Genomic DNA, 22,279 nt, shown 5'->3' with positions numbered 1-22,279 from the left:
ATGACCTAGAGAGGTGATGGCCGACGGAGGGAAGACAGCAGCCCTTGCGGGTGCTGTGCAGCTCCCCGGCCCCTGCCCGCGCCCCCGGCCCATCCCCAGTCGGTGGTCGTCGGCTCCGGTCCAGCACCATCCGGCCGGGGTCGGAAGCCGTTCCCATCGTTCCGAGAGGTTGTTCGTGTCGGCCAGCACATCCCGTACGCTCCCGCCGGAGATCGCCGATTCCGAGTCTGTGATGGCGCTCATCGAGCGGGGCAAGGCCGAGGGGCAGATCGCCGGCGATGACGTGCGTCGGGCCTTCGAGGCTGACCAGATTCCTGCGACCCAGTGGAAGAATGTTCTGCGCAGCCTCAACCAGATCCTCGAGGAAGAGGGTGTGACGCTGATGGTCAGTGCCGCGGAGTCGCCCAAGCGCACCACCCGCAAGAGCGTCGCAGCGAAGACCCCGGCCAAGCGGGCGGCCACGAAGACCGCCGCGACGAAGACGACGGCTGCGCGGACCGTCGCCGCCGCGGCGCCGGCGGCCGAAACGGCGGACCCGGAGCCCACGGACGCGTTGGCGCAGGAGCCCGCAGCCGAGCCCGCCGCCAAGAAGACGGCGGCCAAGAAGACGGCGGCGAAGAAGACCGCGGCCAAGAAGGCCGCGCCCGCCGCCAAGAAGACGGCCGCGAAGAAGACGGCTGCCAAGAAGGACACCGACGAGATCGCCGAGGAAGACCTCATCGAGGAGGGGCCCGGCGAGGTCAAGGGCGACGTCGAGGAAGAGGAGGAGGGCGGCGAGACCAAGGGCTTCGTCATCTCCGACGACGAGGACGACGCCCCGGCCCAGCAGGTCGCCGTGGCCGGCGCCACCGCCGACCCCGTCAAGGACTACCTCAAGCAGATCGGCAAGGTCCCGCTGCTCAACGCCGAGCAGGAGGTGGAGCTCGCCAAGCGGATCGAGGCGGGGCTGTTCGCCGAGGACAAGCTCGCCAGCTCGGACAAGCTGGCGCCCAAGCTCAAGCGCGAACTGGAGATCATCGCCGAGGACGGCCGCCGGGCCAAGAACCACCTGCTGGAGGCCAACCTCCGCCTCGTGGTCTCGCTCGCCAAGCGCTACACCGGCCGCGGCATGCTCTTCCTGGACCTGATCCAGGAGGGCAACCTGGGTCTGATCCGCGCGGTCGAGAAGTTCGACTACACCAAGGGCTACAAGTTCTCCACCTACGCGACGTGGTGGATCCGCCAGGCGATCACGCGCGCCATGGCCGACCAGGCCCGCACGATCCGCATCCCCGTGCACATGGTCGAGGTGATCAACAAGCTTGCCCGCGTGCAGCGGCAGATGCTCCAGGACCTGGGCCGCGAGCCCACTCCGGAGGAGCTGGCCAAGGAACTCGACATGACCCCCGAGAAGGTCATCGAGGTCCAGAAGTACGGCCGCGAGCCGATCTCCCTGCACACCCCGCTGGGTGAGGACGGCGACAGCGAGTTCGGCGACCTCATCGAGGACTCCGAGGCGGTCGTCCCGGCCGACGCGGTCAGCTTCACGCTCCTGCAGGAGCAGCTGCACTCGGTGCTGGACACCCTCAGCGAACGCGAGGCCGGCGTCGTCTCCATGCGCTTCGGCCTCACCGACGGCCAGCCCAAGACCCTCGACGAGATCGGCAAGGTCTACGGCGTCACGCGTGAGCGCATCCGCCAGATCGAGTCGAAGACGATGTCGAAGCTGCGCCACCCGTCGCGCTCCCAGGTGCTGCGCGACTACCTGGACTGACCCGACCGTGCCGGCGGTGGCCGCGCGCGGGTGCGCCCGGCCACCGGGCATCCCACTCTGGGTGGAGTCATCCACACTCAGAGTCAGGAGGCCCGATGCGTCGACCCTATGCCCGTGCTCTGGCGGGTGCGCTGGCCCTGGCGGCGGGGGCTGCGGCGGCGCCGCTGGCCCGTGCACCCCAGGCCGCCGCGGACAGTGTGGTCATCGGCGGCAGGCCGGTGAAGGTCGCCGACAGCCCCTGGGTGGTGGCCCTGGCCAGCCGTGACCGGTTCGGAGGTATGCGCGGCGGTCAGTTCTGCGGCGGCGTCCTCGTGGGCCCGACCCGGGTGGTCACCGCGGCCCACTGCCTCAGCCCCGAGGTCCTCGGCGGCCCGGTCGACACCGTTCCCGACCTCCGCGTGATCACCGGCCGCACGCAGTTGCGGGCGGCCGAGGGCAGGGAGATCACGGTGCGCGCGGCCCGGGTCAACCCGGACTACGACCCGCACAGCAACACCGGGGACGTCGCGGTGCTGGACCTCGACGAAGCCGTGCCCGCAGGTTCCGTGCTGCCGCTGGCCGAGAAGGGGCATCCGGGCTACGCCGAGGGCAGTGAGGCCGTCATCTACGGATGGGGCGACACGAGCGGGTTCGGTGACTACGCGTACGCACTGCGCGCCGCCCGGGTGACGGTGCTGGCGGACGAGGTGTGTCTGCGCGCTTACCCGGGGGACGCGGACGGCCAGTACCGCCCGGAGTCCATGGTCTGCGCCGGCCACCGCAGCGGGGGAAGGGACGCCTGTCAGGGCGACAGCGGCGGTCCGCTCGTCGCGCAGGGGCGGCTCATCGGCGTGGTGTCGTGGGGGCGGGGCTGCGGCCGGGCGGACAGCCCGGGGGTCTACACGCGTATCGCGGCCTTCGCCGGCTTCGTGACGGCCTCCGAGACGTCCCCGCGGCCGGCGGCCGACCGGAACGTCCGATGGGGCGGGGCAAAGCGCTACACACCGGCCGCAGGGGCCCTTACGGGGCATTCGCGGGGAGCGGAGGGAGCGGCACACCGGGCCACTGTGGTCTCAGGAGTCCCGGCAGGAGCACCGTCGGCCCTTTCAGGGGCTGTTTTGAGCCATGATCCCAACGAGGCCCTGGGTGTGGCCGGGGCGCCGCAGGGGCCGTGAACGCGAGCCCGCATGGGCCGTAAACGCAAGGACGGGCGGCGCCTCTGGGTCTCAGAAGTGCCGCCCGTCGACCGGCTCGGGCCGGTCCTGGCTCGTCGGATGCGAGGGACAGGCTGGTTCAGCGGTCCTCGGTGTCGGCGTGCGCCGCCGGGGCGGACGTCAGCCGCTCGGTCTCATCCTGTATTTCCGCGGCGATCTTCTTGAGTTCCGGCTCGAACTTACGTCCGTGGTGGGCGCAGAAGAGCAGTTCACCGCCGCTCAGCAGGACGACGCGCAGATATGCCTGGGCGCCGCAACGGTCGCATCGGTCAGCGGCCGTCAGCGGGGTCGCGGGTGTCAGAACAGTAGTCACGTCGCCTCTTCTCTCAGCTCGACGAGCTGTCGTACCAGGGTCAACATCCAACCAGGCCGAAAACGTTCCCGCTCGCGGCTTTTCCTCGAAACTTCCTTCCGAAGCTGGCCGGCTGCTGCCGGTTGGCGGCGAAGGAGCCGTATTGCGTTGCTTTACGGTTTCGCGTTGTCAGTCGTTCGCTTGTCGCAGTTCGTCTGTCGCAGTCGTCCTCCCCGGCGCGAGTGCCGGTTGTGCATGAGGACGTGCCCGAACCCTAAATGGTTCATGCCTGGAAGGGAACGTGATGTTTGCTTCACCCCCTTGGGGGATCGAACACCCGTACGGATCTGCACTAGGCTGATCCCGGGCGAGGGTGGCGTTGCATCGGCTCTACCAGGCCTCGGTACCCTTCGACGGGCAACCGAGCCACCCTGCACCCCGATCGGGCCAGGAAAGAAATTCAGCGAGGAGCGAACTGCGTGACCGCCGACACGTCCGTGCCTTCCAGCGCGCTGCTGTCCGGAGCAGACCGGGACGGCTCCAACTACACCGCGCGGCACCTGCTCGTCCTCGAAGGCCTCGAGGCCGTCCGCAAGCGCCCCGGTATGTACATCGGGTCCACCGACAGCCGCGGTCTCATGCACTGCCTGTGGGAGATCATCGACAACGCCGTCGACGAGGCCCTGGCCGGCTACTGCGACCACATCGAGGTGGTCCTCCACGACGACGCCTCGGTCGAGGTCCGCGACAACGGCCGCGGCATCCCCGTCGACGTCGAGCCCAAGACCGGGCTGTCCGGCGTCGAGGTCGTCATGACCAAGCTGCACGCCGGAGGCAAGTTCGGCGGCGGCTCGTACGCGGCCTCCGGCGGTCTGCACGGCGTCGGCGCCTCCGTGGTCAACGCCCTCTCCTCCCGCCTCGACGTCGAGGTCGACCGCGGCAGCTCCACCCACGCGATCAGCTTCCGCCGCGGCGTCCCCGGGGTCTTCACCGAGCAGGGGCCGGACAGCCCGTTCGACCCGGCCAACGGCCTGCGCAAGGTCAAGCGGATCACCAAGGGCAAGACCGGCACCCGGGTCCGCTACTGGGCCGACCGGCAGATCTTCCTCAAGGACGCCCGGCTCTCCCTGGAGACCCTCCACCAGCGCGCCCGCCAGACCGCCTTCCTCGTCCCCGGCCTGACGCTCATCGTCCGCGACGAGCGCGGCATCGACGGCGCCGGCAAGACCGAGGAGGTCTTCCGCTTCGACGGCGGCATCAGCGAGTTCTGCGACTACCTCGCCCAGGACAAGGCCGTCTGCGACGTGCTGCGCCTGAGCGGCCAGGGCACCTTCAAGGAGACCGTCCCCGTCCTCGACGAGCGCGGCCACATGACCCCCACCGAGGTCACCCGCGAGCTCGGCGTGGACATCGCCCTGCGCTGGGGCACCGGCTACGAGAGCACGGTCAAGTCCTTCGTCAACATCATCGCCACGCCCAAGGGCGGCACCCACGTCACCGGCTTCGAGCGCTCGGTCACCAAGACCGTGAACGAGGTGCTGCGGTCGGCGAAGCTGCTGCGCGTCGCCGAGGACGACGTCGTCAAGGACGACGCCATGGAGGGCATGACCGCGGTCGTCACCGTCCGGCTGGCCGAGCCGCAGTTCGAGGGCCAGACCAAGGAGGTGCTGGGCACCTCGGCGGCCGCCAGGATCGTCGCCTCCGTCGTCGCCAAGGAGCTCAAGGCCTTCCTGACCTCCACCAAGCGCGACGACAAGCAGCAGGCCCGCGCCGTGATGGAGAAGATCGTCGCGGCGGCCCGGACCCGTATCGCCGCCCGTCAGCACAAGGAGGCGCAGCGGCGGAAGACGGCGCTGGAGACGTCCTCGCTGCCCGCCAAGCTGGCCGACTGCCGCAGTGACGACGTCGAGCGCAGCGAGCTGTTCATCGTCGAGGGGGACTCCGCACTCGGCACCGCGAAGCTGGCCCGGAATTCAGAATTCCAGGCGCTGCTCCCGATCCGCGGCAAGATTCTGAACGTTCAGAAGTCCTCGGTCTCGGACATGCTGAAGAACGCGGAGTGCGGCGCGATCATCCAGGTCATAGGGGCCGGCTCGGGCCGGACCTTCGACATTGACGCCGCGCGCTACGGCAAGATCGTCCTGCTCGTCGACGCAGATGTGGACGGTGCGCACATCCGCTGCCTGCTGCTGACGCTCTTCCAGCGGTACATGCGGCCGATGGTCGAGGCGGGCCGTGTCTTCGCGGCCGTTCCGCCGCTGCACCGGATCGAACTCGTCCAGCCCAAGAAGGGCCAGGACAAGTACGTCTACACGTATTCCGACAACGAACTGCGCCAGACCCTGCTGGAATTCCAGCGGAAGAACATCCGCTACAAGGAATCGATCCAGCGCTACAAGGGTCTGGGCGAGATGGACGCGGACCAACTGGCCGAGACCACCATGGACCCCCGCCACCGCACCCTGCGCCGGATCAACATCGGCGACCTGGAGGCGGCCGAGCAGGTCTTCGACCTGCTGATGGGCAACGAGGTCGCCCCGCGCAAGGAGTTCATCACCAGCTCCGCCGCGACCCTGGACCGCTCGCGCATCGACGCCTGACCGTTCGGCGGCGGCCGGCGCCCTACCGGGGTGCCGGCCGCCGCGGGGGAATTGCACGCGCGTCACCTGTTGGAGTGAAGAGCACCGGTACACCAGTCCGGAAACCGCCCATTCCGCTCATCCTTGTGGCCGTGCCGCCGATGCGGCAGCGGACAAGGAGAGTTCGGTGGACAAGCACGAAGGTCCCGACGCCGGAACGATCCGGCTCGACGACCCCTGGTACGACGCGCTCGCCGTCGGTTGGGGCGAGGGCGAAAACGGGTACGAGGACACACCGCCGCGGCAGCCCGGCGGCGTCGGCGGGCCCGCGCCCGGTGCGTCCGACAGCATCTACCTGGAGGTGCAGCGCAGCGCCGCCTTCCAGGAGGTCCGCAGCCGCTACCGGGGCTTCGTCGTACCGGCGACCGCCGGATTCCTCCTCTGGTACGTCGCCTACGTGGTCGCGGCGACGGCAGCGCCCGGTCTGATGGCCCGCCCCGTCGCCGGCGCCGTCAACGTGGCCCTGCTGGCCGGTCTCGGACAGTTCCTCACCACCTTCCTGCTGACCTGGGCGTACGCGCGCCACGCGCGCAGGCGCAGGGACCGGGCCGCACTGGACCTGCGCTGGACGGTCTTCGAACAGAACCGGGACCAGGCACGGGCCCGGAACAGGGACCGGGAGGCCGGCCGGTGACCACCGAACACCAGACCCTCGCGCTCATCCTGTTCAGCCTCTTCATCGCGGTCACCCTGGGCATCACCACCTGGGTCAGCCGCAACCGGCACGGCTCCGCCGAGGAGTTCTACGCGGGCGGTCGGCTGTTCTCCCCGATGGAGAACGGTTTCGCCATCGCCGGCGACTACATGTCCGCCGCATCCTTCCTCGGCATCTCCGGCCTCATCGCCCTGTTCGGCTACGACGGCCTGCTGTACTCGGTGGGCTTCCTCGTCGCCTGGCTCGTCGTCCTGTTCCTGGTCGCCGAACTGGTCCGCAACTGCGGGCGCTTCACCCTCGCCGACGTCGTCGCGGCGCGGATGAGCGAGCGGCCCGTCCGGATCGCCGCCGGTACCTCCTCGGTGACCGTCTCGGTGCTCTACCTGGTCGCGCAGATGGTCGGCGCGGGCAGCCTCGTGGGGCTGCTCCTCGGCGACTCGGGCACGGCCGCCCGGACGCTCACCGTGATCGCGGTCGGCGCGCTCATGGTCATCTACGTGTCCTTCGGCGGGATGCGGGCCACCACCTGGATCCAGATCGTCAAGGCCGTCCTGCTCATGGGCGGGGCCGTCGCCCTCACCGTGCTCGTGCTGATCCGCTTCCACGGGGACGTCGACCTGATGCTGACCAGCGCCGCCGAGCGCAGCGGGCACGGGATGCGGTTCCTCGGCCCGGGGCTCAAGTACGGCGGCGACTGGACCGCCCGCTTCGACTTCATCAGCCTCGGCCTGGCCCTGGTCCTGGGGACGGCCGGGCTCCCGCACATCCTGTCCCGCTTCTACACGGTGCCGACCGCGCGGGCGGCCCGCCGGTCGGTCGTGTGGGCGATCGCCCTGATCGGGGGCTTCTACCTGATGACCATCGTGCTCGGCTTCGGGGCGGCAGCGCTGGTCGGCCCGGACGAGGTGCGGGCCTCCAACGCCTCCGGGAACACGGCCGTTCCGCTGCTGGCAGCGCACCTCGGCGGCGGGGCCGAGTCCACCGGGGGCGCGGTGCTGTTCGCGCTCGTGGCGGCGATCGCCTTCGCCACCATCCTGGCCGTGGTCGCCGGGATCACGCTCGCCTCCTCCGCCTCGGTCGCCCACGACCTGTACGCCTCGCTCAAGCGCCGCCACGCGCGGCAGCGCAGCGAGGTCGCGGTGGCCAGGGCCGCGGCCGTCGGGATCGGGGCCGTGGCGATCGCCCTCGGGCTGCTGGCCCAGGACCTGAACGTGGCCTTCCTGGTCGGACTCGCCTTCGCGGTGGCGGCCTCGGCGAACCTGCCCGTCCTGCTGTACTCGCTGTTCTGGCGGGGCTTCACCACGCGGGGCGCGGTCTGGTCGGTGTACGGGGGGCTGGTCCCGGCGGTGCTGCTGGTGGTCCTCTCGCCGGTGGTCTCCGGGAGCCCGGATTCCCTTTTCCCCGGAGTGGACTTCCAGCTCTTCCCGCTGCAGAACCCGGGCCTGGTCTCGATCCCGCTGGGCTTCCTGGCCGGCTGGGCGGGCACGGTCACCTCCGCCGAGGAGCCCGACGCGGTCCGGTACGCGGAGACGGAGGTCCGCGCCCTGACCGGGGCCGGAGCCGTCTGAGCGGTCCGCGGGGCCGACCGGCGCGGCATCATGTGCCGTCGGCGGGCAGCCAGGAGTAGCGGTGTTCGGGGCGGCCCGTCTCGCCGTAGCGCAGGGCCAGGGTGACCCGGCCCGTGCGGTCCAGGAGCTTGAGGTAGCGCTGGGCGGTCTGCCGGCTGATGCCGGCCCGGTCGGCGATCTGCTGCGTCGACAGGGGGCCTTCGGCGGAGCGGAGGACGCGGCGGACCAGTTCCGCGGTGGTGGGGGAGTGCCCCTTGGGCAGCTCGTTGGGCGAGCCGGCCGCTGCCAGGGCACCGAAAAGCCGGTCCACCTCGGCCTGTTCGGCCTCGCCGCCGGTCTCCAGGGTGCGGCGCAGGGCCCCGTACGCCTCCAGCCGCGCCCGCAGGCCGGCGAAGGTGAACGGCTTGACCAGGTACTGGAGGGCGCCGAGGCGCATCGCGGCCTGGACGGTGGCCAGGTCGCGCGCTGCCGTCACCATGATCACGTCGGTGCGGTGGCCGAGCTGGCGCAGCCGCCGGACCAGGTCCAGGCCGCTGCCGTCGGGGAGGTAGTGGTCCAGGAGGATCAGGTCCACCGGGTGGGAGGCGAGGAAGTCCAGGGCCTCGGCCGCCGCATGGACCCGGGCCGCGACGCGGAAGCCGGGAACCTTCGCCACGTACGCCGCGTTGATCAGGGCAACACGCACGTCGTCGTCGACGACCAATACGTGGATCGGGGACTCGCTCATCTCAGGGCCTCCGGGAGTACGACGGAGAACTCCGCCCCTCCGTCCGCTGCTTCGCCGGCCCGTGCAGTACCGCCCTGCCGCTCCGCGAGGCGGCGTACCAGGGCCAGCCCCAGGCCGCGTTCGCGGTGGGCCGCGGGCTGCTTGGTCGACCAGCCCTCGGTGAAGATCTCCTCGCGGCGCGCGGCGGGGACGCCGGGTCCGCTGTCGCGCACGAGGAGGATCGCCGTCCGGCCCTCGCAGCGCAGCTCCACCTCCACCAGGGGCGCGGCCGAGCCGGCCGCCGCGTCCAGGGCGTTGTCCACGAGGTTGCCGGTGATGGTGACGAGGCCGCCGGGGTCGACGAGGCGGTCCGGCAGGAAGGTGGTGTCGGCCAGCCGCAGGGGTACGCCGCGCTCGGCCGCGACGGTCGCCTTGCCCACCAGGAGGGCGGCCAGCAGGGGGTCGCGGACCTTCTCGGTGACCTGTTCGGCGGTGCTGCGGTGGCCGCCGACGACCTCGGCCACGAAGTCCACCGCCTCCTCGTGGAGGCCGAGCTCCAGCAGGCCGAGGAGGGTGTGCAGGCGGTTGGCGTGCTCGTGGTCCTGTGCGCGGAGGGCGTCGATCAGGCCCTGGGTGGAGTCGAGCTCGCGGCGCAGGTGCTCCAGCTCGGTGCGGTCGCGCAGGGTGGCCACGGCTCCGCCGTCCTCGGTGGGCATCCGGTTGGCGACGAGGACCCGGGAGCCCTGGACGGTGAGCAGGTCCCGGCCCGTGACGCGACCGGTGAGGACGTCGGTGGTGCGGCCATCTCCGAGCAGCTCGTCGAGCGGGCTGCCGGCGAGGGTGCCGGCGGTGTCCGGGGCGAGGCCCAGCAGGCGGGCGGCCTCGTCGTTGACCAGCCGGATCCGGCCGGTGCGGTCGAGGGCGATCACTCCTTCGCGGATGGAGTGCAGCATGGCCTCGCGTTCGGCGAGCAGTCCGGCGATGTCGGAGAAGGCCAGGTCGCGGGTCTGCCGTTGGATCCGGCGGGACAGCAGGTAGGCGGCGAGGGCGCCTGCGGCCAGGGCGCCGCCCGCGTACGCCAGCAGGCCGGGGATGGCGCCGAGCAGCCGCTCGTGGACGCTGTCGTAGGCGATGCCGACGGAGACGGCGCCGACGATCTCGCCGTCGGCGGCGAGGAGCGGGACCTTGCCGCGGGCGGTGCGGCCCAGCGTGCCGTCGTCGATCTCCATGACCTCGCGGCCGGCGAGGGCGTCGCTCGGGTCGGTCGAGACGGGCATGCCGATCCGGTCGGGGGAGGGGTGCGAGCGGCGGATCCCGTCGAGGTCCATGACGACGACGTACTCGGCGCCGGTGGCCCGGCGGATCCGCTCGGCCGCGGCCTGCACCGGGCCGTCCGCGACGGGACCGGAGTCCAGCAGGCCGGCCGCCAGCGACGGGTCGGCGGCGGCGCTCTCGGCGATGGCCAGGGCGCGGCGCATCGCCTGGTCGTCGAGCTGGGCGCCGAGCGGGGCCAGGAACAGCCCCGTGGCCAGCACGGCGACGCCGGCGGCGATGGCCAACTGGGTGAGCAGGATCTGCGAGACGGCCCGTTTGGGCAGCCAGATGCGCCGAGTGCTCAGGGAGAGGAACCGCATGACCAGCAACCGTAGGTCGGCTTCGACACAAGTGGAATGGCTCCTCCTGGGCCGGGCGCCCGCTGTGGCCCACCCCACCCCGCCTCCCGCCCCGTCCCGCCTCCAGCGGGCCGGGCCCCGGGGCGCCGCCTCCGTCAGGGCATCGGCTGCGGGGGGCGCGGGCCCTGGTACTGCCCGCTCGGCCGCATGCGCAGCGGCCGCTCCTGGTACTCCTCCAGGGCGTGCGCCATCCAGCCCGCGGTCCGGGCCACGGCGAACACGGTCTCCCCGGCCTCAGCCGGCATGCCGCCGGACACCGTCAGCACCGCCAGGGCCAGATCCACGTTGGCGTGCAGCCCGTCCCGGCGCGCCGCCGTGGTGGCGACCAGATCCCGGGCGGCGGCCAGCGCGGGCCCGGCCGCGGGCACGCCCTCCAACCGCGCGAACAGGGCCGTGGCCCGGGGGTCCTCGCCCGCGTACAGCCGATGCCCGAGCCCGGGGACGCGCCGCCCCGCCCGCAGGTGGTCGGCGACGACCGGTGCGGCCGCGCCCCGGTCCAGGACCTCCGCCAGCGTCCGGTGGGCGAGCCGCCCGGCCGCGCCGTGCAGCGGCCCTTCGAGGACGCCCAGGCCCGCCGAGACCGCCGCGTACGGATGCGCCCGCGCCGAGGCGGCTACCCGTACGGCCAGCGTGGAAGCGGCCAGATCGTGGTCGATGAGCAGGGCGAGGGCCAGGTCGAGGGCGCCCAGGGCCCCCGGCTCCGGCTCCCGGGCGGTCAGCCGGGCCCACAGCCGCTCCGCCAGCAGCCCGCCGGTCGGAGCCCCGGTCGGTTCCCCGTCCGACCGCCCGGCAGCGGCGCCCTGCTCCCGCCCGGCCTCCGGCAGGGCGCCGACCAGCGTGGGGATGAGGCAGCGGGCGGAGCCGAGCACCGCCTCCGCCGACAGGTCGAAGCGCAGCGGGTCCACGACGGCGGCCGCCGCGGTGGCCACCCGCAGCCGGTCGATGGGCCCGGCGTGCTCGGGCAGGGCGGCCACCGCGTGCCGGGCGGCCGCGAGCTGCCGGTCGGGGGCCGTGAAGCGGGCACCGCGCGACAGCGCCCCCGTCCAGAGCCACTCCGCGACCTCCTCGTAGCAGTGGCGGGAGGCCAGCTCGACGGCGTCCACACCGCGGAACCAGTACCGGTCCGGCTCGATGAGCGTGAGTGAGGTCCGGACGGAGAGCTCTCCGCCCGCCGGCGCCGCCGCCTCGCGCCGGCTGCGCCGGGCCAGGGCCTCCACCTCGGTCGGGTCGAAGGTGCTGCCGCGGCCCACGGCGTCGCGGCGGCTGCTGAGCTGGCCGCGGCTGACGTACGCGTACACGGTCGCGGGCTTCACCCCGAGCAGCTCGGCCGCCTGCCGGGTGGTGAGCCGTCGTTCGCCGTGCGCCTGGTCGTCCATGACGGTCACTCTATACACGGAGACATGCATGTTGATTCAATCAATATTGACAAGGATTCAATCCATCATGGATGGTCAAACCATGGATACCGTCGTTGATGTGCCCCGCGGACTCGCGGGCGTCGTGGTCACCGAGACCGGACTCGGTGACGTCCGAGGTCGTGAGGGCTTCTACCACTACCGCCAGTACTCCGCCGTCGAACTCGCCGAGCGCCGCAGCTTCGAGGACGTGTGGCACCTGATGTTCCGCGGCACCCTGCCGGCGGACGCCGCCGAGCGGGCCGCCTTCGCCGCCGAGATCGCCCCGCTGCGTCGACTTCCCGCCGAGGTCCGCGACGCCCTGCCCGCCCTCGCCCGGGCCACCGCGCTCTCCGGCCCGCTCGCCGGGCTGCGGACCGCACTCTCCCTGCTCGGCGCCTCCGCAGGCTTCCGGCCCGTGTACGACCTCGACCCCGAACGGCGCGCCGCCGACGCTCTGGCCGCCTGCGCCGCCGTACCGACCCTCCTCACCGCCCTGCACCGGCTCGGGCACGGGCTGGAGCCCGTCGAACCGCGCGACGACCTCCCGTACGCCGCGAACTACCTGTACATGCTCACCGGCCAGGAGCCGGACCCGGTCAGGGCCCGCGCGGTCGAGCAGTACCTGATCTCCACCGTCGACCACGGCTTCAACGCCTCCACCTTCACCGCCCGGGTCATCGCCTCCACCGGCGCGGACGTCGCCGCCTGCCTCACCGGCGCCATCGGCGCCCTCTCCGGGCCGCTGCACGGCGGCGCCCCCAGCCGCGCCCTCGACACCCTGGACGCCATCGGGACGGCCGACCGCATCGACCCCTGGATCCGCGAGCGGGTGCTCGCCGGGGAGCGGATCATGGGCTTCGGCCACCCCGTGTACCGCACCGAGGACCCGCGTTCGCGGATGCTGCGCGGGATCGCGCTCCGCTTCGGTGGCCCGCTCGTCGACTTCGCCGTGGAGGTCGAGCGGCAGGTCGAGGCGATCCTCGCCGAACTCAAGCCGGGCCGGGAGCTCCACACGAACGTCGAGTTCTACGCGGGCGTGGTGATGGAGCTGTGCGGACTGCCACGGGAGATGTTCACCCCCACGTTCTGCGCGGCCCGCGTGGTCGGCTGGAGCGCGAACGTGCTGGAACAGGCCGCCGACTCGAAAATCATCCGTCCGGCCGCCCGCTACGTCGGGCCGCCGCCGCCCCGGCCGGTTCCGCTGCCGGCCTGAGTACGATCGGCCTGGTGAACAGCAGCCAGCCCCACCGGTCCGTCACGCCCATTCCCGTCGTCGTCCTCGCCGGATTCCTGGGATCCGGCAAGACGACCCTGCTCAACCACCTCCTGGCCAACCGCGGCGGCACCCGGATCGGCGTCGTCGTCAACGACTTCGGATCCATCGAGATCGACGCGATGTCGGTGGCCGGTCAGGTCGGCGACTCGATGGTCTCCCTCGGCGGCGGCTGCCTGTGCTGCGCCGTCGACGGCAGTGAGCTCGACGCGTACCTGGAGAAGCTCTCCGCGCCCGTCCACCGCATCGACGTGATCGTCATCGAGGCGAGCGGGCTGGCCGAGCCCCAGGAAATGATCCGGATGCTGGTGGCCAGCGAGAACCCGGCGATCCGGTACGGCGGCCTGGTGGAGGTCGTGGACGCGGCCGAGTTCGACGCGACCCGGACCCGCCATCCGGAGACCGACCGGCACCTCGCCGCCGCGGACCTCGTGGTGCTGAACAAGACCGACCGGGTCGACGCGGCCGAGCGCGCCCGGATCGAGGCCGAACTGGCCGTCCTGTGCCCGGGCGCCCCCGTCGTCGCCGCCGACCACGGCCGCATCGACGCGGAACTGCTCTTCGACCGCCGCCCGTGGACCGAGACCCGGGGCCAGCTGTCCTTCGAGGACCTCATCGCCGAGGCCCGGGACGGCGGCGCCGATCGCGCGGACACCAGCGGCACAGGCGGAACCGGGGGCACCGGAACCGGCGGCCCGGACCATGCCGGGTGCACGGGCCACTGCGGCCACGCCCACACCCTGTACGACAGCACGGAGTTCGTCTCCGAGCAGGCGCTGAGCCCGCGCCGGTTCATCGACTTCCTCGACAGCCGCCCGGCCGGGCTCTACCGGATCAAGGGCTTCGTCTACTTCGGCGTCCCCGGCCACGAGGAGCGCTACGAGGTCCACGCGGTCGGCCGGTTCCTCCGCTTCGCCCCGGGCCCCTGGGGCCGGGACGAGCCACGGCTGACCCGGCTGGTCCTGATCGGGTCGGGCACGGACGGCCCCGCCCTGCTGCGCGGGCTGGAGTCCTGCCGCGAGCCGTCGCCGCAGGCCGCGGGCCCGGAGGCCATGTGGGGCGTCCTGCGGTACGTCGCCAGGCCCCCGCGGACCGACGGCGCCGACGCGGCCGAGGACGGGTTCGAGGACCCCGTCGAGGAACCGGACGGGGCCTTCGAGGAGGGGCACGACCCCGGGTCCGGGGCCGCGCCGCGGCCCGCGGAGGTCTGAGCGCCCCGCGGAAGCGCCCCGCGGGAGCCCCCTGGAGCGGTTAGTGCCGGGGCACTAGGCGACCTCGACGCCGTGGTCGCCGAGGAGGTCCGCCAGACCGCCGCGGTAGCCCTTGCCGCCGGCCACGAAGTCCCAGTCGCCGTTGGCGCGGCGCCGGAACGAACCCAGGACCAGGGCGGTTTCGCCCGGGCGGCCGTCGGAGACGTCCAGCGTGCCGAGTTCCGTGCCATCGGCGGCGAGCAGCCGGATCCGGGCATCGGTGAACCCGGTCAGGTCGGCGTGCGGATCGGCCTCCGGGTCCACCGCGGCGACGAGGACCAGCCGGTCAGCGGTCTGCGGCAGGGCGTCGAAGGAGACCTCCAGTGCGGCCTTGTCGGGTGCCGCGTGCGCTCGGGCCCGCACCGCACCGTCCGGGGTCCGCGGGTTGTTGTAGAAGACGAAGTGGTCCTCGCTCAGCACCCGCCCGCCCTGGCAGACCAGCGCGCACACGTCCAGCGCGACCGGGCCGGCCCAGGACATGCCCAGCACGTTGTGGTCCGCGGCGGCGGCATCCGCGGCGGCGGCGCTCTCGGGCGCGGATCCGGCCGCCCGCCGGCCCGGAGCACCGGCCGCCGGGCCGCCGGCCGACCCGCCGGCCGGGCCCAGCCGCCCCCGCAGCCCGTGTTGGTGCAGGAGGTCCACCAGGGCGGTCCCGGGAACCAGTTCCAGCGGCTTGCCGTTGGCAAAGGTGTACGACCCGGGCCCGAAGGACGCGGTGGTGACCAGCACCCCCTTGTTCGCCCCCTTGTCCTGGACCGTGCCGTACAGATCGCGCACGGCCGTCGGCGGCACCGTGTTCCGGTAGCGCTTGACCTGCACCACGATCCGCCCGCCCCGGATCGGCGCCGGGTCCAGCGCCTCCACGTCCACCCCGCCGTCCCCCGACCGCTGCGTGGTCACCGCCTCCATGCCCATCGCCCGGAACAGCTCCGCGACCAGGTTCTCGAAGTCGATCGGGTCCATCGCGAAGAGGTCCGGCTCGTCCTCGTCCGCACCGGCCGCGGGCCCGCCGTGGCTGACGACGCCCCCGCCGACCTCGTCGGGCCGGCGCCCGGGGGGCACCGCCGTCAGCTGGTCGGGGCGCGCCGACAACTGTCCGCCCAACCCCGACACCAGGCAGTCCACCGCGCTGACCTGCTCCAGCCGCAGGCCCGCGAAGGCACTGCGTGCCGCCGGCACCGTGCCGAGCACGAACTGCGCCTCCTGCCCGGTCACCGGATCGTGGCAGTCCACGAAGCCGTTGACCACGACGGAGTCCAGTACGCCGAACTCGTCCGCCGCGTACAGCTCGCGCACCACCAGCAGCATGCACTGCGCCAGCAGGTCCCGGTACAGCGCCCGCCGTTCCGTGACCGGGCGGGGCTTGACCTTGTCCTGGTCCGTGCTCGGCAGGTACTGGACCGACCTGGCCTCCGGCACCACCGCGTACCCGGGCAGCTCCCAGTCCAGCACCAGCTGGCGCGCGGCGGGGTCGTACGCGGCCGCCACCCGCCTGGGCAGCGCCTCGGGCCAGGCCGTCGAGGCGTACAGCGCGGCCGAGAAGTACTCCACGGCCGCCTCGGCATCGCCCGAGCGCAGGGCGTCGGCCAGCTCGGCGAGACCGCTGTTGTGCGCCCGCACCCCGGCGAGCTGCTCCGCCGCCCACCGGTCGTACTGCTGGCGGTACGCGGCCAGCTGCTGCTGCCGCTGCACCTCCGCGGCGTTCGCGGCCTGCCAGGCCTCGGTGTACCGGGCGTGCGCCTCCCGCTCCGCCTGCGCCCGGTGGTTCGAGCCGATCGTCCAGCCGCTGCTCTGGTGCTGGAAGTCCTCGATGCGGGGCAGCGGCACCGGCTGCCCCAGGGTCCCGGGATCGAACGGCTCCAGCTGCTCGGGCCGGACCAGGGAGGCCATGCGGAACGCCGGCGCCCGGCAGCCCGTGACCAGCAGGCCCTTGAGGGCGGCGACCTCGGCGTCGAGCTGCGCCGTCCGCCGCAGGGCCTCGGCCTCGCGGTACTGGCGGTGGCTCCGGTTCGCCTCCCGTTCGTAGGCGCGCTGCCGGCGCTCCGCCTCACGCTGCTGGACCAGCTGTGTCTGCTGCTGCCGGCGCTGGGCCTCGGCCCAGGTCCCGATCAATCCGCCCGACCGACGACTCATCAGCTGTGTACTCCCCCCACCAACACCGAGAGGGAAAACACTAGTCGGCATTCGGGTGGTACGTCCCCCGGGTCGCACCACCCGAACGCCTTCGTACGTCCTACAGCGCGGCACCCGCCAGCACGGTGACGGTGGCGGGCAGCACGGCTCCCGAGCCGTCGCGCCGCGGGTCCACGGCCGGCAGCTCGGCCGGGGTGCCGTTCGCCGTCGCGGCACGGGCCGGGGCGTTGCCCGCCCACGCCAGCGTCAGCAGCTCCTCGCCCTTGAGGAACCGCTGGCAGCGCACGCCGCCGGTGGCCCGGCCCTTGCGCGGGAACTGGTCGAACGGGGTCAGCTTCCCGGACTGCACCGATCCGTCCAGCGTGCTGTGCGAGCCGGCCACCGTGAACACCATGGCCTCCCGCGACGGGTCCACCGCCGAGAAGTGGATCACCTTGGCGCCGGCGGTGAGCTTGATGCCCGCCATACCGCCCGCCGGGCGGCCCTGCGGGCGCACCTGGCCCGCCGGGTAGCGCAGCAGCTGGGCGTCGTCGGTGATGAAGACCAGGTCCTCCTCGCCCGTGCGCAGCTCGACCGCGCCGACGATGCGGTCGCCCTCCTTGAGGGTGATGACCTCCAGCTCGTCCTTGTTGGCCGGGTAGTCGGGCACGACCCGCTTGACCACGCCCTGCTCGGTGCCGAGCGCCAGGCCCTGCGAGGACTCGTCCAGCGAGGTCAGGCAGACCACCTTCTCGTCGGGCTCCAGCCCGGAGAGGAACTCCGCCAGCGGGGCGCCTCCCGCCAGGTTCGGCGAGGCGTGGGTGTCCGGCAGCTGCGGCAGGTCGATCACCGACAGGCGCAGCAGCCGCCCGTGGGAGGTGACCGCGCCGATGTCGCCGCGGGCCGTGGCCGCGACCTGCGAGACGATCAGGTCGTGCTTGGAGCGGGCGGCGCCCTCCTCCGCGACCACCGGCTCGCCGGTGGCGGTGCGCGCCAGCAGGCCCGTCGAGGACAGCAGGACGCGGCACGGGTCGTCCGCGACCTCCAGCGGGACGGCCGCGACCGAGGTGCCCGCCGACTCCAGCAGGACCGTACGCCGCTCGGTGCCGAACTTCTTCGCGACCGCGGCCAGTTCCGAGGAGACCAGCTTGCGCAGCTCGGCGTCGGACTCCAGGATCCGGGTGAGCTCCTCGATCTCGGTGGTCAGGCGGTCGCGCTCGGACTCCAGCTCGATGCGGTCGAAGCGGGTCAGCCGGCGCAGCGGGGTGTCCAGGATGTACTGGGTCTGGACCTCGCTCAGCGAGAAGCGCTCCATGAGCCGCTCCTTCGCCTGGGCCGAGTTGTCGCTGTCCCGGATGATCCGGATGACCTCGTCGATGTCGAGGAGGGCCACCAGCAGGCCCTCGACCAGGTGCAGCCGGTCGCGGCGCTTGCCGCGGCGGAACTCGCTGCGCCGGCGCACGACCTCGAAGCGGTGGTCGAGGTAGACCTCCAGCAGCTCCTTCAGGCCCAGCGTCAGCGGCTGGCCGTCGACCAGGGCGACGTTGTTGATGCCGAAGGACTCCTCCATCGGCGTCAGCTTGTAGAGCTGTTCCAGGACGGCCTCCGGGTGGAAGCCGTTCTTGATCTCGATGACCAGGCGCAGGCCGTGGGCGCGGTCGGTGAGGTCCTTGACGTCGGCGATGCCCTGGAGCTTCTTCGAGCCGACCAGGTCCTTGATCTTCGCGACGACCTTCTCGGGGCCGACCGTGAAGGGCAGTTCGGTGACGACCAGGCCCTTGCGGCGCGCGGAGACGTCCTCCACCGACACCGTCGCGCGGATCTTGAAGGTGCCGCGGCCCTTCTCGTAGGCGTCCTTGATGCCCGACAGGCCCACGATCTTGCCGCCGGTGGGCAGGTCCGGGCCGGGCACGAAGCGCATCAGCGCCTCGAGGTCGGCGTGCGGGTAGCGGATCAGGTGGCGCGCGGCCGCGATGACCTCGCCCAGGTTGTGCGGGGGCATGTTGGTGGCCATGCCGACCGCGATCCCGGAAGCGCCGTTGACCAGCAGGTTCGGGTACGCGGCGGGCAGCGCGACCGGTTCCCGCTCCTGGCCGTCGTAGTTGGCGGTGAAGTCGACGGTGTCCTCGTCGATCGACTCCGTCATCAGCGACGTGGCGTCCGCCATGCGGCACTCGGTGTAACGCATGGCGGCCGGCGGGTCGTCGTTGCCGAGGGAACCGAAGTTGCCGTGGCCGTCGACCAGCGGGAGCCGCATGGAGAAGGGCTGGGCCATGCGCACGAGGGCGTCGTAGATCGACGCGTCGCCGTGCGGGTGGAGCTTGCCCATGACCTCGCCGACGACGCGGGCGCACTTCACGTAGCCGCGGTCGGGCCGCAGGCCCATCTCGTTCATCTGGTAGACGATGCGCCGGTGCACCGGCTTCATGCCGTCCCGGGCGTCGGGCAGGGCGCGGGAGTAGATCACCGAGTACGCGTACTCGAGGAAGGAGCCCTGCATCTCGTCGACGACGTCGATGTCGAGGATGTTCTCCTCGAACTCCTCCGGCGGCGGGGTCTTCGTGCTGCGGCGGGCCATCGCTGCGCGGCTCCTTAACCAAGAAAGATGGTGTGCTGGGGGTCTGGCTGGGTCGGACGGGGTCCGTGGTGGTGCGGTGTCGGTGCGGTGGATCGGGGTGGTGTCCGGCGGGTCTGGTGACGGGGGCTGACGTGGGTCGTCGCGACCATTGTGGCCCGAGGCACCGACAGCCCCGACTCCGACCCTGGCGTGCGCCGGGAACTTCTCCGGTGCCCGGCGCGCTTGCATACAGTGGCAGGTCTGACGGAATTCTCTGCATCGCGATCGAAGGGACCACATGCCCATGGGTCACACGGCCACAGCCCAGGCCGGCTCCGGCGGCCTGACAGCGACGGAACACCGGCTGGCCAACGGCCTGCGCGTGGTGCTGTCCGAGGATCACCTGACCCCGGTCGCCGCGGTCTGCCTCTGGTACGACGTCGGCTCGCGCCACGAAGTCAAGGGACGCACCGGTCTGGCTCACCTCTTCGAGCACCTGATGTTCCAGGGCTCCGCGAGCGTACCCGGCAACGGCCACTTCGAGATGGTCCAGGGTGCGGGCGGGTCCCTGAACGGCACGACCAGCTTCGAGCGCACCAACTACTTCGAGACCATGCCGGCCCACCAGCTGGAGCTCGCGCTCTGGCTCGAGGCCGACCGGATGGGCTCGCTGCTGGCCGCCCTGGACGACGAGTCCATGGAGAACCAGCGGGACGTCGTCAAGAACGAGCGCCGCCAGCGCTACGACAACGTCCCCTACGGCACGGCGTTCGAGCGGCTGACCGCGCTCGCCTACCCCGAGCCCCACCCGTACCACCACACCCCGATCGGCTCGATGGCCGACCTGGACGCGGCCTCGCTGGAGGACGCGCGCGCGTTCTTCCGCACCTACTACGCGCCGAACAACGCGGTGCTGTCGGTGGTCGGCGACATCGATCCGGTCGAGACGCTGGCCTGGATCGAGAAGTACTTCGGCACCATCCCCTCCCACGACGGCAAGCTGCCGCCGCGCGACGGCACGCTGCCGGACATCATGGGCGCCGAGCAGCGCGAGGAGATCGTCGAGGACGTCCCCGCCCGCGCGCTGATGGCGGCCTACCGGCTCCCCCACGACGGCACGCGCGAGTGCGACGCCGCGGACGTGGCCCTGACCGTCCTGGGCGGCGGAGAGTCCTCCCGCCTGCACAACCGCCTGGTACGCCGCGACCAGACGGCCGTGGCGGCCGGCTTCGGCATGCTCCGGCTGGCCGGCGCGCCCTCGCTGGGCTGGCTGGACGTGAAGACCTCCAGCGGGGTCGAGGTGCCCTCCATCGAGGCGGCCGTGGACGAGGAGCTCGCGCGGTTCGCCGCCGAGGGCCCGACCGCCGAGGAGATGGAGCGCGCGCAGGCGCAGCTGGAGCGCGAATGGCTGGACCGGCTCGGCACGGTGGCCGGCCGCGCCGACGAACTGTGCCGCTTCGCGGTGCTGTTCGGCGACCCGCAGCTGGCGCTGACCGCCGTCCAGCGACTGCTGGACGTCACCGCCGAGGAGGTGCAGGCCGTGGCCGCGGCCCGGCTGCGCCCCGACAACCGCGCGGTGCTGGTGTACGAGCCGCTCGCGACCGACGCCGGTGACGGCGCCGACGACTCCGACGCGACCGAGAACGAGAACGAGGGGGCGGAGCAGTGAGCGACACCGCAGCCGTCACGATGACCTTCCACCCGCGCCCCCAGGCCGGGCAGCCCCGGCCGTGGGCCTTCCCGGCCCCCGAGCGCGGCGCCCTGCCCAACGGCCTGACCGTGCTGCGCTGCCACCGGCCGGGCCAGCAGGTGGTGGCCGTCGAGGTGAACCTCGCCGCCCCGCTGGACGCCGAGCCGCAGGGCCTGGACGGCGTGGCGACGATCATGGCCCGCGCCCTGTCGGAGGGCACGGACAAGCACACCGCCGAGGAGTTCGCCGCCGAACTGGAGCGCTGCGGCGCCACCCTCGACGCGCACGCCGACCACCCGGGCGTGCGCGTGTCGCTGGAGGTGCCCGCCTCCCGGCTGGCGAAGGCCATGGGCCTGCTCGCGGAGGCCCTGCGGGCGCCCGCCTTCTCCGACAGCGAGATCGACCGCCTGGTGCGCAACCGCCTCGACGAGATCCCGCACGAGCTGGCCAACCCGCAGCGCCGCGCCGCCAAGGAGCTGTACCGCCAGCTCTTCCCGGCCGACCTGCGGATGTCCCGCCCGCGCCAGGGCACCGAGGAGACGGTGGCCCGGATCGACTCCGCGGCCGTGCGCGCCTTCTACGAGGCCCACGTGCGCCCCGCCACCGCCACCGCGGTGGTCGTCGGCGACCTGACCGGCATCGACCTGGACGCCGTGCTGGCGGACACCCTGGGCGCCTGGACGGGCACCGCGGGCCGGCCCGTGGAGGTGCCGGCGGTGACCGCCGACGACACCGGCCGCGTGGTCATCGTCGACCGGCCCGGAGCGGTCCAGACGCAGCTGCTCATCGGCCGGATCGGGCCGGACCGGCACGACACCGTCTGGGCGGCCCAGGTGCTCGGAACGTACTGCCTGGGCGGCACCCTCACCTCGCGCCTGGACAAGGTGCTGCGCGAGGAGAAGGGCTACACCTACGGCGTGCGCGCCTTCGGCCAGGTGCTGCGCTCCACGGCCGACGGCCGGGGTGCGTCGATGCTCGCCATCAGCGGCTCGGTGGACACCCCCAACACCGGCCCGGCCCTGGACGACCTGTGGAAGGTGCTGCGCACCCTCGCCGAGGGCGGCCTGACCGACGCCGAACGGGACGTCGCCGTGCAGAACCTGGTGGGCGTGGCCCCGCTGAAGTTCGAGACGGCCGCGGCCGTCTCCGGGACGCTGGCGGACCAGGTGGAGCAGGAGCTCCCCGACGACTACCAGGCCCGGCTGTACGCGCAGCTGGCCGCGACCGGGACGGTCGAGGCGACCACGGCGGTCGTGAAGGCCTTCCCTGTCGACCGTCTGGTCACGGTGCTGGTGGGCGACGCGGCGCAGATCGAGGCCCCGGTGCGGGCGCTCGGGATCGGCGAGGTCACGGTCGTCACCAACTGACGTCCGTTCCCAGCCCGTCGGCGTACGACGGCGGGCGAATGAAGGGGCTTCGGCGGCTTGTCCGCCGGAGCCCCTTATGTCTGTTTGGCCCGGAGGTTGGCTTATGCGGTGTGGCGTGCGCAACAAAAGGCCGTGACCATTTGGTGATTGACTG

At 72.4% G+C, this 22,279-nt stretch carries 14 protein-coding genes and 1 pseudogene; 9 read left to right on the top strand and 6 right to left on the bottom strand.

Annotated elements, in window-relative coordinates; all coding sequences use genetic code 11:
• Positions 1-175 precede the first annotated feature (175 nt).
• Positions 176-1,753, top strand: coding sequence for an RNA polymerase sigma factor (locus ACSHWO_RS09360; protein ID WP_361093883.1), 1,578 nt, complete (start codon positions 176-178; stop codon positions 1,751-1,753).
• 95 nt (positions 1,754-1,848) lie between these two features.
• A pseudogene (locus ACSHWO_RS09355) lies at positions 1,849-2,649 on the top strand (S1 family peptidase); the annotation flags it as partial.
• A 376-nt stretch (positions 2,650-3,025) separates the two neighbouring features.
• Here the strand turns inward: ACSHWO_RS09355 and ACSHWO_RS09350 are convergent.
• The gene (locus ACSHWO_RS09350) at positions 3,026-3,259 is read right to left on the bottom strand and encodes a DUF7455 domain-containing protein (protein ID WP_114054552.1); all 234 of its coding nucleotides are present in this window, start codon (positions 3,257-3,259) and stop codon (positions 3,026-3,028) included.
• A gap of 458 nt (positions 3,260-3,717) precedes the next feature.
• On the opposite strand from ACSHWO_RS09350, the gene ACSHWO_RS09345 reads away from it, so the two are divergent.
• The 3 genes from ACSHWO_RS09345 to ACSHWO_RS09335 all read left to right on the top strand — a co-directional run bounded on the left by ACSHWO_RS09345 (position 3,718) and on the right by ACSHWO_RS09335 (position 8,100).
• Entirely contained in the window at positions 3,718-5,838 is a 2,121-nt protein-coding gene (locus tag ACSHWO_RS09345; protein WP_361093880.1) for a DNA gyrase/topoisomerase IV subunit B, read from the top strand.
• Positions 5,839-6,004: 166 nt separating this feature from the next.
• Positions 6,005-6,511, top strand: coding sequence for a DUF485 domain-containing protein (locus tag ACSHWO_RS09340; RefSeq protein ID WP_385843970.1), 507 nt, complete (start codon positions 6,005-6,007; stop codon positions 6,509-6,511).
• Positions 6,508-8,100 carry a solute symporter family protein gene (locus ACSHWO_RS09335; RefSeq protein ID WP_438311110.1) on the top strand — a complete coding sequence of 531 codons (1,593 nt, stop codon included), beginning with the start codon at positions 6,508-6,510 and terminating at the stop codon, positions 8,098-8,100. Before ACSHWO_RS09340 ends, ACSHWO_RS09335 begins: the two co-directional genes overlap by 4 nt.
• A gap of 28 nt (positions 8,101-8,128) precedes the next feature.
• On the opposite strand, the gene ACSHWO_RS09330 is transcribed toward ACSHWO_RS09335, so the two are convergent.
• The 3 genes from ACSHWO_RS09330 to ACSHWO_RS09320 all read right to left on the bottom strand — a co-directional run bounded on the left by ACSHWO_RS09330 (position 8,129) and on the right by ACSHWO_RS09320 (position 11,855).
• Positions 8,129-8,827, bottom strand: coding sequence for a DUF7342 family protein (locus ACSHWO_RS09330; RefSeq protein ID WP_438311108.1), 699 nt, complete (start codon positions 8,825-8,827; stop codon positions 8,129-8,131).
• Positions 8,824-10,440, bottom strand: coding sequence for an ATP-binding protein (locus ACSHWO_RS09325; protein ID WP_438311106.1), 1,617 nt, complete (start codon positions 10,438-10,440; stop codon positions 8,824-8,826). Before ACSHWO_RS09325 ends, ACSHWO_RS09330 begins: the two co-directional genes overlap by 4 nt.
• A 134-nt stretch (positions 10,441-10,574) precedes the next feature.
• Positions 10,575-11,855, bottom strand: a complete 1,281-nt coding sequence (locus ACSHWO_RS09320; protein WP_438311104.1) for a citrate synthase — start codon at positions 11,853-11,855, stop codon at positions 10,575-10,577.
• A gap of 67 nt (positions 11,856-11,922) precedes the next feature.
• Between ACSHWO_RS09320 and ACSHWO_RS09315 the strand changes: the two genes are divergently transcribed.
• Positions 11,923-13,089, top strand: coding sequence for a citrate synthase/methylcitrate synthase (locus ACSHWO_RS09315; protein WP_438311102.1), 1,167 nt, complete (start codon positions 11,923-11,925; stop codon positions 13,087-13,089).
• Between the two features lie 14 nt (positions 13,090-13,103).
• Positions 13,104-14,360 carry a CobW family GTP-binding protein gene (locus tag ACSHWO_RS09310; RefSeq protein ID WP_438311100.1) on the top strand — a complete coding sequence of 419 codons (1,257 nt, stop codon included), beginning with the start codon at positions 13,104-13,106 and terminating at the stop codon, positions 14,358-14,360.
• A gap of 54 nt (positions 14,361-14,414) precedes the next feature.
• Here ACSHWO_RS09310 and ACSHWO_RS09305 read toward each other — a convergent pair whose 3' ends face one another.
• Positions 14,415-16,532, bottom strand: a complete 2,118-nt coding sequence (locus ACSHWO_RS09305; RefSeq protein ID WP_438311098.1) for a restriction endonuclease — start codon at positions 16,530-16,532, stop codon at positions 14,415-14,417.
• Between the two features lie 100 nt (positions 16,533-16,632).
• On the bottom strand, positions 16,633-19,089 hold the full coding sequence (locus ACSHWO_RS09300) for a DNA gyrase/topoisomerase IV subunit A (RefSeq protein ID WP_438311095.1): 2,457 nt from the start codon (positions 19,087-19,089) through the stop codon (positions 16,633-16,635).
• A gap of 283 nt (positions 19,090-19,372) precedes the next feature.
• On the opposite strand from ACSHWO_RS09300, the gene ACSHWO_RS09295 reads away from it, so the two are divergent.
• Both ACSHWO_RS09295 and ACSHWO_RS09290 read left to right on the top strand, forming a co-directional pair.
• Positions 19,373-20,737 carry a M16 family metallopeptidase gene (locus tag ACSHWO_RS09295; protein ID WP_438311093.1) on the top strand — a complete coding sequence of 455 codons (1,365 nt, stop codon included), beginning with the start codon at positions 19,373-19,375 and terminating at the stop codon, positions 20,735-20,737.
• A gap of 20 nt (positions 20,738-20,757) precedes the next feature.
• On the top strand, positions 20,758-22,125 hold the full coding sequence (locus tag ACSHWO_RS09290) for a M16 family metallopeptidase (RefSeq protein ID WP_385844086.1): 1,368 nt from the start codon (positions 20,758-20,760) through the stop codon (positions 22,123-22,125).
• Positions 22,126-22,279 lie beyond the last annotated feature (154 nt).

This window comes from Streptomyces pallidus (ex Mingjun et al. 2026) (assembly GCF_051550185.1).
GTDB lineage: Bacteria > Actinomycetota > Actinomycetes > Streptomycetales > Streptomycetaceae > Streptomyces.
The sequence above is the reverse complement of the archived record's forward strand: the minus strand, read 5'-3'. Positions and strand labels throughout refer to the sequence as shown.

What these genes read in the sequence shown, in the direction of transcription:
- ACSHWO_RS09300 (WP_438311095.1), bottom strand. Translation starts at nt 19,089, where the DNA reads ATGGCCCGCCGCAGCACGAAGACCCCGCCGCCGGAGGAGTTCGAGGAG.
- ACSHWO_RS09295 (WP_438311093.1), top strand. Translation starts at nt 19,373, where the DNA reads ATGGGTCACACGGCCACAGCCCAGGCCGGCTCCGGCGGCCTGACAGCG.
- ACSHWO_RS09330 (WP_438311108.1), bottom strand. Translation starts at nt 8,827, where the DNA reads ATGAGCGAGTCCCCGATCCACGTATTGGTCGTCGACGACGACGTGCGT.
- ACSHWO_RS09315 (WP_438311102.1), top strand. Translation starts at nt 11,923, where the DNA reads ATGGATGGTCAAACCATGGATACCGTCGTTGATGTGCCCCGCGGACTC.
- ACSHWO_RS09305 (WP_438311098.1), bottom strand. Translation starts at nt 16,532, where the DNA reads ATGAGTCGTCGGTCGGGCGGATTGATCGGGACCTGGGCCGAGGCCCAG.
- ACSHWO_RS09325 (WP_438311106.1), bottom strand. Translation starts at nt 10,440, where the DNA reads ATGCGGTTCCTCTCCCTGAGCACTCGGCGCATCTGGCTGCCCAAACGG.
- ACSHWO_RS09320 (WP_438311104.1), bottom strand. Translation starts at nt 11,855, where the DNA reads ATGGACGACCAGGCGCACGGCGAACGACGGCTCACCACCCGGCAGGCG.
- ACSHWO_RS09290 (WP_385844086.1), top strand. Translation starts at nt 20,758, where the DNA reads ATGACCTTCCACCCGCGCCCCCAGGCCGGGCAGCCCCGGCCGTGGGCC.